Source organism: Candidatus Woesearchaeota archaeon, from assembly GCA_021734105.1.
Lineage (GTDB): Archaea > Nanobdellota > Nanobdellia > Woesearchaeales > SKGA01 > SKGA01.
In genome coordinates, this window is record JAIPJP010000027.1 from 1 (window position 1) to 14,081 (window position 14,081).

The following is a 14,081-nucleotide window of genomic DNA, read 5'->3' on the forward strand; positions in this document are numbered from 1 at the left end:
ATTAAAGGTTATATTCGCGTTGGAAGTTTTATAGAACATGTGTTACAACTCATTTTACTCTTTTGTTGTATTCTTGTACTTATTTAATTCTTTTTTGGTGATTTCTAGCGGTATGTTTTTTTTGAATTTTTTTAATAATTTCTTCGTTTGCCTTTGCAAACTCATCAAGCAACTCTTTTTTGTTATACTTATATATCTTACTTGCAATGAATGGTTTATCCAAATCTCTTTTTACAAATTTTTTAATTTTAATACTTCGTCGTTTAACAAGTTTTATGTATTCTTCTTCGCTTAGCGAATTAATCTGTCTAATAAAATCTTTTTCTGTTTTAATAAGTTTATCTTTAAGCCAAATGCCATCCATTTCTTCTTTTGCTTTTTTTGCTTTTACATGCGGGTTGTGTTGAAAATAACGAATTTTTGAAAGCTTTTGGAAAACAACGATAAGAATAAAAATTATTACGCTGTATGCTAACAACAATAACAAGTCAATTAAGATATCTTTAAAACTTACTTGAAACAATATGGATCTTCTAAATGTTTCTGAAGCAAGCACATAAGGATTATATTGTGCAAGATTTTGTAAATAAGGGGAAATACTTTCTAGCGGTAAAACTAAATTTGAAATAAATAATAAAACGGAACCAATTGAAATACTTGCCATATTCGCTCCTTGTTGAGAAGACATAAGATAACCAATAGCCATACCAATCATAATAAACAATGATGAAGATAAAATAAGAAGTACGATGTTCACCCAAATATTTGGCGTGATAAAATCTACAACAAAATAACTCACTAAGCCTAAAATGAGTGCTACTTGCATTGCAATAATAATAAAAGAGGTGACAAAAGTTGAAATAATGAAAAATTCATCTCGCGTTGCTGTTGTAAACACCCTAAATGAAGCCCTGCTTCGTTTTTCAATAACAACTAATGTACTGGAAAGTAGCAAGCCCACAAATAATACAATAAGTAAAAGAACATAAGGAAATAACGTTAACAGCTTATTATCATCTGCTGAAACCGTTTGAATGGTTGTACTAATAGGATTAATAATCTGCTCAGAAGAGGTTATTTCAATAGTATTAATATCTCGAGAAATACTCTCTAGCGTAGCTTTTACATCATCAATTTCACTATTAATTGATTCAAGATTCTTTTTAACATCACTTATCATCGTTTTACTACTTTGAGTAACTTCTTTTGCAGCAGACATTTTCTCTTCAACATCATCAAGTTTACCAATAGCAGAACTAATTTTTCCTTGTAAAATATCTGTTGCATTATCTGCATTACTACTAATATTATTAGCTTCGCTGAGTAAATCATCTATGATGCTATCCACTGCAGGAGTTTCATTTTGACTCTGTATGGTTGTTTGAACAGATTCTATTTCATCAATAATGTCATCAATAAAATTTTCAATAGCAGAAATATCTGATGAAACATCGATGCTAATACTGACTTGCTCTAAATCAATAGTATCTAGATTAGTGCTTATACTTTGCGTGTTTGTAATTGCTGTTGTCATATCTTTTTTTGCTTTAATAAGCGAACCTATGCTTGAATCAATGCCTGTTGCGGTACTTGTTAATGTACTTGTAAGTGTTTCAGTTAAACTTTTACTTAACTCTTCAGACTTTACACCGATTTGTTCAGAAACACTATCGATAACAGTATACACAAGATTAATTCTTGATTTATCAACATAAAAAGTAATATTATTCTCTTTGTCTTTTTCAATTACAAAATTTTCAGGAAATGCTATGCAGGTATGAATAAGACCTAATTCTAACTCGCTAATACACGAATTCACATCAACAAATTCTTTAAGTAAATAATTATTTGCTTCCATGTTAGCAATAAATTCTTGCGTAAGCTGGCTATCGTCAGGAGCGTGATACCCAATTGTTAATTGAATACCTGTTGTAGAACTAAAGGCAAGTCCAATGAGCAAGATAACAACGAGCGGTCCAAAAACTACAGCTAAGAGCGATGTTTTCATACGAAACAACACTTTGAAATTTTTTAAAACTGCTTTAATGAACTTCATTTTTCTCTCTTTTTCTTTAAGCCAAATTTTGAAAGTTTTGTTGGTTTAGTAATTTATTCTTTATTATTCTTTAAATCAAAATTATTATTTCTTATCTTTTTCCCAAATGGAAATAAATACATCATCAAGTGATGCACTAGTAACTTTAATGAATGCAAGTTTTTCTCTTTTTTTTCGAAGCGTACTTAGAACTTGCGCAAGCACACTTTCAGGATTTGCGGTATAAATGTGTAGAGAATGATTAGCAACGCGCATACGGGTGATGTTCTTTTTTGGAATTAATTTTACCAGTCCTTTATAATTACCTGGCGTTGTTTGAATAGTAATTTCTTGCTCAATAATGAACTTCTTTTTGAGTTCTTCAGGCTTACCAATTGCGATAAGTTTTCCTCCTTTAATAATTGCAACTCTATCGCATAATGCTTCAAGTTCAGTTAAGTGATGACTGGAAAGAATTATTGTTGTCCCTTTTTGATTTATTTTTCTAACAAGTTCCCAAATGTGGTTTCGAAGAAGCGGATCAAGATCTGCGGTTGGCTCATCGAGAATAAGAACATCGGGGTCATGCATAAGCGCACAAGCAATATCCAGTCGACGCTCCATACCTCCCGAGAGATTTTTTGCAAGAATGTTGGCTGATTTCTTTAAATCCATAAGACCAAGAAGTGTTTCGCTATTTGAGCGAACAGCATCCATATTCAAATTATGCAATAAACCAAAATAAGTTAAGTTTTCTTGTGTTGTTAATTCATTATAAAATGAGGGCATTTGAGATGCAAATCCATATACTTTCTTCACCATTTGTTGCTTTTTAAATACAGAACGATAGATATAGGAGCTCCTATATGAAAGCAAGTGATCTAAACGAAATAGTACATCACCCCGGTCTGGTTGAATAAAGCCAATAAGGGTGTGAAGAAAGGTGGTTTTACCTGCGCCACTTGCACCAATAAGACCAATAATTTCACCTGCATAAATATCTAAATTAATATTGTCTAAAACAACGTGTGTTCCAAACGACTTACTGACGTTTTGCACTCTAAATACGGGCTCACTCATACAACCAAGCTGGCATTAACAATTTATAAACCTGATGTTTTCACTTGAACCGCGTAACAAATAATTTTATGTGTTTTTACGCAGAATTTTATTTATGAAACAATAATCTTTTTATTCCGAAGAATAAGAATAAGCCAGCAATAACTGCACTAACGCCGATTATAATACCCATAAGTAAATCAGGAGAAGATGTTTGTGCAGTTTGAGCTATTGTTTCTTCACTTGCTTTAAACAGCATAGGTGCATGTTCTGTTGTGAAATCTACAGGGGTTGAACTGCTTCTTGCAAGATTACTAGCTGTAGTACCACTTGCTTTAGCTATTAACGACGCGCCTAAAGCAATAGTCCCAACAACTGCGGCCATTAAAAATCCTGGAAGAAGCGTTGTTAATTGCGCAAGCAAAGTAGGCTCTTTTTTAGGAACAATAACAATAATTTTTTTAGCAATTTCATAATGAGATACTTCTTTACCCTTGCTACTATAATGAAACGATTCATCATCGATTATTTTTGCCTTTGTTAATGCTTTAAGATTATAATGAGCTGTTGATAAAGGGATATTAAGTCCTTTTGCAACCTCGCTTGCCGTACAACTTTTATGTTCAGCAATAAATGAAAGAATATCTTGCGCAGTTTGTTGACTTACTATTTTTGCAAATTTTTTCGCTTCTGAAAGTTGAATAATTTCAACAGCGGTTTTAGGAAAATCATTTCCTAATTTAGCGTTTATTTTTTCTGCTGATGGTTTGCTCATGAAGCTTACAAATACATTTGTCTTCTTAAAACTTTGTACATTCCGGCTTTGATTTTACAGGAGGAACTGAGTATATGCCTTAAACAAGTATGCGAGACTGTTTTAAATGAGTATGTAAGAACTTCCCTTGAAAAGGAAGTGTGCATTTTATTGTTCTAGGTTTGAATTTGACTTGTCTGTTTTTTATACATGTTAATTTTTGCAAAACAGACGAGTATGGCTTTGCAACATACAATAAAAAAGTCATTGTTAATGTAACGTCTACATTCTTTAAATCAGATCTATCGAAGCTTTTCTTGTCCGTGGCGATGCGTATCTAGTAAAAAACTTATGAGTGCAAAGACATAAAAAATAATGCTGCAGATAAAAAAAATAATAAAGAGTATTCCGAGAAGCAATTTGTTTACCATGAACAAATAACCAATAGTATTCACATAATAAATGGCAATAGATGCGAAGAACAGGATAGTATAAACCGTAAAAAATAATTGCATGATAACTATACCTAAGTGAATTAATTTTCTTTCTCTTTTTTTTTGCTGGGCAAAGATAAAAACACCTAATCCAACAATAAAACTTATTGTAATAATTGCCAGCGGGTCTAGTAATGCAGCTTGCCAAGCAGATTTACCTATGATATCAACACCGTATAATGATTGATTAAATAATGGTTGTATTCTGAATACAGGAGCAAGTAACATTATTATGAACGAACTTGCGAGGATGCCGAGAAATCCTTTACGTATATTAAATGGTTTATTTTTGTATAATACTGTCCATACAATACCTGGAAGAAGTAATAACATAACTAGTCCGAACACATTTCCCAAATATAAAGGAATAACACTTAATCCCTTAAGCAATCCAATTTGAACAAAATCGCTTTGTAGCAAGGCATACATCGAAAAATGCGGCGTCACAAGTAAATTAAAATATAATGGATCATTAATACCGAATAAAAACGGCCAGAGGAAATTTAATGCATCAGTTAATAAATGCAGCACAAGCAAGCCGCTTAGTGCACGAAAAATAGTTTTTTTGTACTTGAAATGCTCGATAACATCTTGATAAAACGTATTTCCAAATTCGCCAAATTTTGCAAGAAATGATTCTGGATGAAATTTATTTTTATGTCGAACAATAAAAAATACATAGAATGCTAAGCCAATCATTAAAAGCGGCGCATCAATTGCTATTGCAAGCCATTCCATCATTAAATTAAAAATAACAATAAAAAACATGAAGATAACAAATAAGACCTTAGTTAAACGGATACTTGCTTGTTTGAATGATTTAACGCTTGTTTCTTTCTCACCTAAAATGCTCAGCATACTTGGTTTCTTAATTTTTGCTCGAAGGGTTAAATGAACTGCGACAAATACAAGAAGCCCCGTTCCAATTAACAAACCAGTACGTTCTATTAGTCCAGAATGATTTACTAAAAAAGTATAAAATGGTTGTAAAAAGGCGTTTTTTGTTGTACTTCCTGAAGCATATGCCACAAGATTTTTGATAATAAGTAAAAAATAGGCAATAATAAGTACAGTATCTAGTTTTGGTCTTTTAATGCCTGTAAATAATTTAATAATATCTGCTTTGTAAAGTAGCACGCCTAAGGCCGTCCAAGAGATGATTTTTTTAATATAATCAAGCGTTGGGGGCAGCAACTCAATAGCATCAAAAATATTGAGTAGGATAAGAGCGATAAGTACTAGTTCTTCAATTTCAAAAGAAATACGTTGAAAAAAATTCTTTTGACGTTTTGCCTTCATACATCTTTTTTATACGTTTTGCCTATAAAAACATTTTGTTGCCTAAAACGTGTTTTTACCCTGTTTAAAGCAACCCCCTACGAAAATTATATAAACAAAGTTTTGTTTAATTCACTTAATGAAATATATGCTTCCTTTCCTTTTATTCTTTCTTTTGGTAAGTTTCGCAAGTGCTTTGGAAAGCGATTACGCCTATATGGTAACGACTGGAGAGGAAATACAGCTTACTCAAGGGACTATTTACTTAGTGTATCCGGATGAAGTTGTGGATGATGAACTTTTTTTAATTGAAGTATTATTTTATCCCAATGTTTCAGAAAGCCGCTTCTTACTCTTTCGAGAAGATAAACCATTACTTTCAGAAACAACCGGGCCTGAGCCTGGAGAAGATACAAGTTATTTTTATCTTTCCTGGGCAGATTCTTTACGTATGCAAGGCAGCTATGAGTTTGATTTTCTAGTAAACAATTCCTTAATCTATCAAGACACGCTTTTTATTTCAGTTCTTCCAAAACCATTAGCATTCCAATTACAACAAGAACCCGTATTAATCAAGCATGTTGTAGATGAAGAATTGCTTAGTGTTACGTACACATTATTATCTGATGCAGCACTTACTAACTTTACCAAAGAAGAACTACTAAAAGCAAATCAACTTGCAGAAGCAACAACTATAGTAAATAAATCTTATACTCATCAAGAAAACACGTATGAAGATGGTACTACACGAGAAGAAACAGTAATCACTATTCACATTCAGCCAACACAAGAGCTTAAAAGTTTAGACATTATCGAACATATTCCCAAAGGATTTACTAGTCGAGCAGCTTATCTTTTTGCAAATAAACCATTTACTATATTACAAGAAGATCCTGTTATTATGTGGCACGTAGAAGATGTAACTGAACCTGTGGAATTAACTTATGCGATTGATAAAACTACTGATATCACAGGAAACACCATCTTACTTGCTCAAAAAGCCAATGATACTACTAATTCATTTATCAATTGGAAATTAGCAGGACCATTAGTTATTATTCCACTTATAGCTTTACTCATTATTTATTCTGAACGATTCTTTTCTAAAACAAAAAAGAACATTTCATCTTCAAAAAAACCATCCTCTTCTCAACGAAAAAAATGAATTATCGCTATTTACATCTTCATGCATTTCTTTTTATTTTCTTAATTTTTATTTCTGTATTACTAATCACAGAATACAGTTATGCATCTATTGATGAATTTTGGGGAGCTTATGAAACCATACAAGAACAAACAAACTTTGGCGTACTTACTTATACTTATCCTTCTGTTATTATTTCTGGAATGATTGCAAATATATCTGTAGTCTTAGAACCATTGCCCGAATCAGTGGTTTCAGGAAAGTTACTACTTAAAACAGGACGAAATTATTCTGATACTGTTTTATCTTCCTCGGACTATCTTTTAGAAGGTCAATGGTATGATAAACCCGTAGAAACAACGCCGTATGCTATTTTATTAACAACAGCTGCTCAGGAGATCATACTTGCAACGTTTGATATTTCTGTTATGCAGTCGACCACAAATATGACTCCTGTTGCTTGTGGTGATTCGTTTTGTGATTTTGGAACATATTGTTTCTTAAATGAATGTGTTTTTTGTACGGGCTCTTATCAACATATTGTTAATACTCTGTGTCAGTGGGATTGTCCTTTAAACACCATCCCTGATGAAACAACTGCTTCTTGTATTTGTGCAGAAGGATATGTGTTTTCACATTATGATACTGATCAACGAATAGTTTGCAAATTAAAAGAAGACGTTTTTGCAGAACCTCTACTTGTTTATGAAGGCGAATCTTGTGATGCTGTTGTATCTGTTTGCGCTAAAGGGCTTATTTGCGATACTGGTTTTTGCAAATTACAACAAGAACCTATCAACGTATCAGAAGAACAGCAAAAATTACGTTTTAATACGCCAACAGAAGTTATAAAAAACACATCTTTTTATGCAGAACTTAATTATGAATTATCTATCACGGCAAGTAATAAACTAGTACAACATGATTTCTTTATACGCTCAGAACGAGGAGAAAAACTATTACCCATAACTCAGCAACAAACTTCAACACCGGCCTATTACGCGCGCTGGAAAATACCTTTCATAGATACGACGATGTATAAATTGTATATAATTACTTCTAATGCAACCACCACAATTTCTGAACACTTATTGCACAATTTTACTATAAAAACTAAAGAAGAACTAGTTGCTAATTCAGAAGAACATTTAGAAAACGAAACGTTCGAAGATTTGTCTACTATAATTTATCAAACAAACACATCTGCTAATTTAAGTTCTTTTAAAGAAGAATTATTTGCTAAAGATATAACACCTCTTAAAACAAATAATGCTTCTGCTCAACCTCAAAATGAAACTTTTGAAGAATTGCAAACCAAGACACGTCTTTTAGCAAGAAATGAGTATCTTGAAGAAGAACTTACGCAAGCAAAAGAACAACGAATAATTCTGCGAAAATCAATTACTCAGGAATTATTTTTAGAAAATGATACAAAACAACAACTTGCGCAAGAAGAAGCAAGACGTGTTATAAATATTCGAGAACAAGAAGAAGTTAATTTCGAAGATCGAAAAGAACGAGCTGAACAATTGTTTAGCACCACAAAAGAAATAACTCTTAAAGAAATAACTATGCAAAATGATCAACGTTTTCTTGCAACAGAAATTAAACTTATTGTTATCCCTAAAGAGAACGAAACAACTGTTGCTGTTGTAGAAGTCATCCCTAAAGAGATTGCTGAACATGTTTCTGAGATTGCCTTTAACAAAGCACCAATTATTCTTGAAGAAGATCCTGTTATTATGTGGCATTTAGAAGATGTAACTGAACCTGTAGAACTGACCTATACTGTTGCAAAGAACGTTTCTTTAACAGGAAATACTATTTTACTAGCAGAACCTGTTGAATCATTTGATTGGTCGCTATTATTACCACTACTCTTTATACCGCTTCTAGCGAGTATATTCATCTTTATTAATCATTTTCACAACAAAGAAGAATAATCCTTATAAACAAAGTCTCTTTTGTATACTCTTAGCGTAGGGTTATCAGACTGGTTAGGGCTGCAAGGTCTTAGGAAAGTCCACCCACCATTGCGAAGCTTATGTTCAAGCAATTGAGTCAGAGGTAACGCAAAAGAACAGCTTGTTGTAAGACAAGAATTCGAATAGGATTGGCAACCATACAGAAAAATGCTAATATCGATAGATTTTTGGCACGTTACGCATAGCGTAATGAACCCCTTGTGGATAATGGGATGATACATGCGACGCTTGAAGGTGACTTTGGGCAAGACTAACCTGTTGACGTCTCCATAAGAAAGGATGGAATATGGACCCTGTCGGTGCAAGTCAGAATGACGCTTAGTAGAATCCAGTTATGTGGTATCGTATGTATGCGCAAACATATTTGGCCGCAACAGAAGGTGGCTTATGAAACTCTACGCTACTTTTTTTTAACACGTTTATTGAAGATTTTTTTAGCGTTTCTTTTTTTTTAAAGACTTACCGAGTTAGTACGACGCTCTTTTTTACGGCCTTTTTTTTGGAACGGATTACTGCGTATGCTGTGAATTATTCTTTTTTTGAAACTTTGCAAGAGTTTATCAACAAATTAACTTGTCATACAACGCGTTGCTCATGCTGTTGTGTTCTTTTTGAGTATAACACAACATTATTTTACGCGCAATAGCGCACAATTTGTTTACCTAACAGTTATTTGCTTTAAGAAATCGTTAAGGCAATATAACCAAACTATTCTAAACAGAGTCTTTTCTGCAAAACATTTAAAAAGAATCTTTCTTAAGCTGTCGTTATGAACCGATTACTTATTGTGTTATTGATTTTATTAACCGTTGTGTTTACGGGTTGTGGTGCACAAAAAGTCTATATGTGTAGCGATGGCACTATTGGTGGCGGTCAAGACATTACGAATAATAATGTTATTTATATTTGTCCAGATGGTCGAGAAGCAGCATCTCCGACTACATGTCGATTTGAGCTTCCTTTCGTTATTGAGAAAAAGGACGCAGAACAAAAAGCATTTTCTTTTGTTCAAGGACATGTTCAAGCAAATGGTTGGCAAACAAAACTAGTGAATGTTTATCCAGAAGGTAATATTTATCAAGCACAACTCATCATTTCAAAATTTAATGAAGACTCGTATGAAACGACTATTGAAATTAATGGCACAACTGGCGCAGTGGCCTGTGCACAAAATTGCGAGTATATCTCTTAAAACCTTCTAAAAACCTATTTTGAGCCTTTTTAACAAAAAGCTTTATAAAGTTAAGTTATTTCTTGTTTTCAATGGCAGATAACAAAATTCGCATGCCTTCTAGTGGTGCAGGACTTACTAGCTTTTATGAAGAATCAACCTCAAAGTTTCGTATAGCTCCCCAACTTGTTTTGGCATTAACTCTTATTGTTATTGTTGTAGTTATGATTTTAAATTCGACAGCACCTGTAACGCCTTAACTAAGGCAAATTATCCATATTTAAAATAGATGTAAGAGGCTCTCCTAATGATTCCCGGTATGAATTCTCGTCAAATGAAACAAGCCATGAAAAAAATGGGCATGCAACAAGAAGATTTGGCTGCAGAAGAAGTTATTATTCGATTAGCAGATAAAGATATTGTTATTTCGAATCCTGACGTTGCAAAAGTTAATATGATGGGTCAGGAAACATATCAAATAGTGGGCGAAGCGCACGAAGTTACGAGGGATACCGCGCCCGAAATTAACGATGAAGATGTAGAAACTGTTATGGAACAAGCAAAAGTAGATAAACAAAGCGCCGTGCAAGCAATACAAGATGCTGGCGGAGACTTAGCTCAGGCAATTCTTTTTTTGCAAGAAGAGAACGAAGAATAAAAGTGGATAACATTCATGCGACACTAGAACGTGCACAACGACAACTGTCCTTAGCAGATCATTTACTCACTTCAACTTATCCTCTTTCCAAAGATCCTAAACTCCTTATAGGAGTCCTACGCAATATGCATAAAGCTCAAGACGATGTCTTATTGGCTACTATTGCCTATTTTGCGCCAAATCATACCCTTTCACAACGTGCCGATTTTAAATCAAAACTTACATCCTTTACATTAGCTGTTGCAGATAAAGGAATTGTTTCAAAGCAAGAATTACATATACTCACACAAACACATTTGCTCTTTGAAAAACATGAACAGAGCACCATTGAATTTGCTAGAAAATCAAATATGATTTTAGCAGATGAATCATATGGATTACAAGTACTCCAAGAACCCCAACTTAAAGAATTATTATCCCAGTCAAGACTAGTAATAAAAAAAATATTATTGGCGGTGAGCTATTAATGATTGAACTTTTAGATGATGCAGGTGAAGAACTAAAACGAGCAGACCACTTAATTTATGTGAGTCTTAAATATACTAGGACAGCAGATGTTTTGATAAACACGCTGTCAAGATTAATAGATGCTTATGAATTATTATTGGATGTTCTTTTAGCTTATGCAAAGGATACCAAGAATTTACAAGAATCCCCAACCACACCTATTGAAAAAGGAAACTTAGTAAAAAAACTTTATCCTCAACAAGAAGTGCAAGATAATGTTGATCTTTTTTTACTCATGAGAAAAATCTATCGAGCACCACACATCCCTGATCAAGAATATCGACGACACGTTTCTATTACTACAACTATTGATGGTCGAGAAGAAATTGTTAATATTGATATTATTACTCAATACAATGAGTTTGAAAAAAACTTTTTTCGTTATGTAGTGAATCTTTTAGGCGATTATGCTAAAAAGAAACACGAAAATGAAAACGGTTGGGAATATTGATTAGATGCATTGGCAATTGGCGTATAACGCTTTGTAAACTGCATCCTCTTTAGGAATTAATGATGCATAATGAAATATCTTTTTTTTCTCTCCGGTGAATATCCAAAACTTGCTCAAGCAGAAGTAGAAAGTTTGTTTGGCAAAGTGCACGTTCTTACTTCTTCACTTCTTTTTTTAGAGGCAAATGATTTAAATTTAGCACTAGCTACTCGTTTAGGTTATACTAAACAAATAGCAAAAATACTGAGTCAAGGAGAATCTATGGATGACTTTACTGATATGATTTTAGAAAATACTTATAAAATAAGTCTTCAACATATTGCAGGCGAAGAGATTTTTCTTAAGGATTTAGCAAATAAACTTTATGCAAATCAAATAAACCCAAAAGTAAATATTCATCATCCCGCACATCACTACATTTTTTATCGTTTAGAAAAAACTATTTTTGCAACTGAAGAAATTTATTTTAATGATGACGATCCTCATAAAAGACGTTCACACTTAAAATTATATAATCATCCAACAAGTATGCATCCAAAACTAGCAAAAGCAATGATTAACTTAGCAGGAACAAAAAGCTTTATTGATCCTTTTTGTGGAACGGGAGGATTAGTTATTGAAGGACTTCTTATGGGTCTTGATGCAAAAGGAAGTGATATTAGTGCTGAACTTGTTAACAAAGCAAAAGAAAATGCAAAAGAATTTGATGTTGTTGGAGAATTTATTAAGAAAGACGCTTTACACATGGTAAAAAAAACGCCCGCGATTATTACTGATTTGCCTTATGGAAAAAATTCTTGTGTGAGCCAAGAAATAACCAGTCTTTATGAAGATTTTTTTTTGCTTGCTCAAAAACTAACCCCTTGCCTTGTTATTGGTATTGCTGATACAACAAACATACGTTCTCTTTTAAAATCATCATCTTGGAATGTTACAAAAGAATTTTCTATTTACATGCATAAATCATTGACAAGAAAAATAATTGTTTTACAACAATAATTATTTTTTTTCATCAAGCACTTCTTTTATCGTGGTAATACCTTGCTTTATGGTTTCTGTTGTGGTTTCGTTTTCTAAACTTCTAACTACAATATCAATTGTAGGTCCAAACTGAGAAAATCTGTTCTTTTTTAAAAAAGTAATAATTGCGCGTGCAAGTTCTTCTTCACCAGACTCTTGTTCTACAAGCAAAGGTAATTCTTCTGATACTACTTGTTCCTCATTACTTTCTTGTTGTTGTAGTTGCTTATTTTTATCTTCCACCCTATTTACAGCAGAGACTACATCTAGACAAGTTATTGTTCCGGTTTCACCAGCAATAAATTCTGCTGTTAACCCTTGTTCATCAGTAATCGCATTAATTTTTTTAGTAAGCCTACCGATTTCTAGGATGGTTTGATCAGGAACTGTTTGTGCAGAACCAGCTGATGCATACTTACGATGCAAAATTTGATTACTTACTTTATCAAATACTGCAACAATGTTTTGTTCTATAACTTTAGCATCGACGATTCTTAAAAAATCAACGCTGAGTGTAAAACTATCTTTAGGAACTATGTTGCTTTTATCTGGAAAACCAAGATAACTTTTCACAATAATATTATTTTTATGATATGATAAACTTGACTCAAAACAAGTTTGTAAATTAGGCATACGAGAAACGATAACAGCAACTGAAAAAGAACTTATTTTTTCAGCTCGTCGAGCAACAACAGATGAAGGCGTGAATGCGCTGAGGATACAACTTTTTACTGCGTCTAAAAAGTCGGTGAACGACTCTTTAGTAAAAATTGTTCCTGGGCACGTAATATCTGTATCAGCATAATTAGTACTTCGACGAAGAATAAGAATTGCACTCTGCTGCTCATTTTTGTCAGTTGGTTGCAAATCAGTAGTATCAAGAACTGCAAGCTCAAAACACTCTTTTAATTCCGTAATAATTTTTGGCGGAAAAGAAGATTGTTTGAATAAAGTGGCGAGTTCTGTGAATCCGGACACGAGTTTTTCAGGAGTATCTGCAAACTTGTCTAGCTTGGTAATTTGTTCTTGCAGATTATTATGTTTAAGAAATTCATCAAATACTTCGCTACTTAAAACAAGACTGAAAGGGAGAGTGAGCTGTTCTTCAAGCTTTGCAAATAATTTAGCCTTTAACCCGACCCTAGACGCGTCTTCTTCGAGCGCTTTTTTTATTGGAAGAAACATGGAGCTTTATTGGGCTTAGACGTATTTAAACCTTACTTTTATGCTTATAATTATGTTAAAGTCCTATTAAGATAACTGCGTTTTACTATTTTGCTTCTTTTGAAGCAAAATGATATTGGGTGCTGATTAATTCTTTTTACGCTTTGCAAGAATTATGCTTTGCAGTATACAAAAAGTTCTTTTTGCAAACACGCTCTTTCCAACGGGTTTGTCCCGAGAGTCTTGCTAAAAGCAAGAAAATATTGTGAAGTATTGCTTTGCAATATACTTCGCTTCTTGCTGAAGCGATGTGTCGAGAGCTCACGCTACTTCCAAACTTTTGTTTGAATGCGTGAAAGAT

Annotated in this window: 14 protein-coding genes; 8 read left to right on the forward strand and 6 right to left on the reverse strand. The window is 33.2% G+C overall.

The annotated features are described in order from the left end of the window. Nucleotides 1-79: 79 nt before the first annotated feature. From K9M74_04895 to K9M74_04910, 4 genes are all read right to left on the reverse strand, one after another. Nucleotides 80-2,008 (reverse strand): ABC transporter permease, encoded by a 1,929-nt coding sequence (locus K9M74_04895; protein ID MCF7799212.1) that lies wholly within the window; start codon nt 2,006-2,008, stop codon nt 80-82. A gap of 132 nt (nt 2,009-2,140) precedes the next feature. Beyond that, the gene (locus K9M74_04900) at nt 2,141-3,115 is read right to left on the reverse strand and encodes an ABC transporter ATP-binding protein (GenBank protein MCF7799213.1); all 975 of its coding nucleotides are present in this window, start codon (nt 3,113-3,115) and stop codon (nt 2,141-2,143) included. Between the two features lie 88 nt (nt 3,116-3,203). Further along, complete coding sequence (locus K9M74_04905; GenBank protein MCF7799214.1) at nt 3,204-3,869, reverse strand: helix-turn-helix domain-containing protein; 666 nt, start codon at nt 3,867-3,869, stop codon at nt 3,204-3,206. Nucleotides 3,870-4,150: 281 nt separating this feature from the next. Then, nucleotides 4,151-5,641: a hypothetical protein gene (locus tag K9M74_04910; GenBank protein MCF7799215.1), complete on the reverse strand. Its 1,491-nt coding sequence runs from the start codon at nt 5,639-5,641 to the stop codon at nt 4,151-4,153. A 118-nt stretch (nt 5,642-5,759) separates the two neighbouring features. Between K9M74_04910 and K9M74_04915 the strand changes: the two genes are divergently transcribed. The 8 genes from K9M74_04915 to K9M74_04950 all read left to right on the forward strand — a co-directional run bounded on the left by K9M74_04915 (nt 5,760) and on the right by K9M74_04950 (nt 12,535). Beyond that, a complete protein-coding gene (locus K9M74_04915) occupies nt 5,760-6,785 on the forward strand; it encodes a hypothetical protein (GenBank protein MCF7799216.1) in 1,026 nt (341 codons plus the stop codon). Then, a complete protein-coding gene (locus tag K9M74_04920; GenBank protein ID MCF7799217.1) occupies nt 6,782-8,707 on the forward strand; it encodes a trichohyalin-plectin-homology domain domain-containing protein in 1,926 nt (641 codons plus the stop codon). The genes K9M74_04915 and K9M74_04920 overlap by 4 nt, the downstream gene beginning before the upstream one ends. Before the next feature lie 811 nt (nt 8,708-9,518). Then, on the forward strand, nt 9,519-9,941 hold the full coding sequence (locus K9M74_04925) for a hypothetical protein (protein MCF7799218.1): 423 nt from the start codon (nt 9,519-9,521) through the stop codon (nt 9,939-9,941). Nucleotides 9,942-10,012: 71 nt separating this feature from the next. After that, nucleotides 10,013-10,180 (forward strand): preprotein translocase subunit Sec61beta, encoded by a 168-nt coding sequence (locus K9M74_04930; protein MCF7799219.1) that lies wholly within the window; start codon nt 10,013-10,015, stop codon nt 10,178-10,180. 47 nt (nt 10,181-10,227) lie between these two features. Beyond that, nucleotides 10,228-10,578 (forward strand): nascent polypeptide-associated complex protein, encoded by a 351-nt coding sequence (locus K9M74_04935; protein MCF7799220.1) that lies wholly within the window; start codon nt 10,228-10,230, stop codon nt 10,576-10,578. Between the two features lie 2 nt (nt 10,579-10,580). Then, entirely contained in the window at nt 10,581-11,045 is a 465-nt protein-coding gene (locus tag K9M74_04940) for a hypothetical protein (GenBank protein ID MCF7799221.1), read from the forward strand. Next, nucleotides 11,045-11,536, forward strand: a complete 492-nt coding sequence (locus K9M74_04945) for a hypothetical protein (protein ID MCF7799222.1) — start codon at nt 11,045-11,047, stop codon at nt 11,534-11,536. Before K9M74_04940 ends, K9M74_04945 begins: the two co-directional genes overlap by 1 nt. Nucleotides 11,537-11,605: 69 nt before the next feature. Next, on the forward strand, nt 11,606-12,535 hold the full coding sequence (locus K9M74_04950; protein ID MCF7799223.1) for a hypothetical protein: 930 nt from the start codon (nt 11,606-11,608) through the stop codon (nt 12,533-12,535). Here the strand turns inward: K9M74_04950 and K9M74_04955 are convergent, their stop codons facing one another. Then, a complete protein-coding gene (locus K9M74_04955; protein ID MCF7799224.1) occupies nt 12,536-13,741 on the reverse strand; it encodes a PEP/pyruvate-binding domain-containing protein in 1,206 nt (401 codons plus the stop codon). 136 nt (nt 13,742-13,877) lie between these two features. Beyond that, a partial coding sequence (locus K9M74_04960; protein ID MCF7799225.1) for a hypothetical protein occupies nt 13,878-14,081 on the reverse strand: 204 nt, incomplete at its 5' end.

Coding starts and splice junctions, on each gene's coding strand:
- K9M74_04895 (MCF7799212.1), bottom strand. CDS start 2,008: ATGAAAACATCGCTCTTAGCTGTAGTTTTTGGACCGCTCGTTGTTATC.
- K9M74_04900 (MCF7799213.1), bottom strand. CDS start 3,115: ATGAGTGAGCCCGTATTTAGAGTGCAAAACGTCAGTAAGTCGTTTGGA.
- K9M74_04905 (MCF7799214.1), bottom strand. CDS start 3,869: ATGAGCAAACCATCAGCAGAAAAAATAAACGCTAAATTAGGAAATGAT.
- K9M74_04910 (MCF7799215.1), bottom strand. CDS start 5,641: ATGAAGGCAAAACGTCAAAAGAATTTTTTTCAACGTATTTCTTTTGAA.
- K9M74_04915 (MCF7799216.1), top strand. CDS start 5,760: ATGAAATATATGCTTCCTTTCCTTTTATTCTTTCTTTTGGTAAGTTTC.
- K9M74_04920 (MCF7799217.1), top strand. CDS start 6,782: ATGAATTATCGCTATTTACATCTTCATGCATTTCTTTTTATTTTCTTA.
- K9M74_04925 (MCF7799218.1), top strand. CDS start 9,519: ATGAACCGATTACTTATTGTGTTATTGATTTTATTAACCGTTGTGTTT.
- K9M74_04930 (MCF7799219.1), top strand. CDS start 10,013: ATGGCAGATAACAAAATTCGCATGCCTTCTAGTGGTGCAGGACTTACT.
- K9M74_04935 (MCF7799220.1), top strand. CDS start 10,228: ATGATTCCCGGTATGAATTCTCGTCAAATGAAACAAGCCATGAAAAAA.
- K9M74_04945 (MCF7799222.1), top strand. CDS start 11,045: ATGATTGAACTTTTAGATGATGCAGGTGAAGAACTAAAACGAGCAGAC.
- K9M74_04950 (MCF7799223.1), top strand. CDS start 11,606: ATGAAATATCTTTTTTTTCTCTCCGGTGAATATCCAAAACTTGCTCAA.
- K9M74_04955 (MCF7799224.1), bottom strand. CDS start 13,741: ATGTTTCTTCCAATAAAAAAAGCGCTCGAAGAAGACGCGTCTAGGGTC.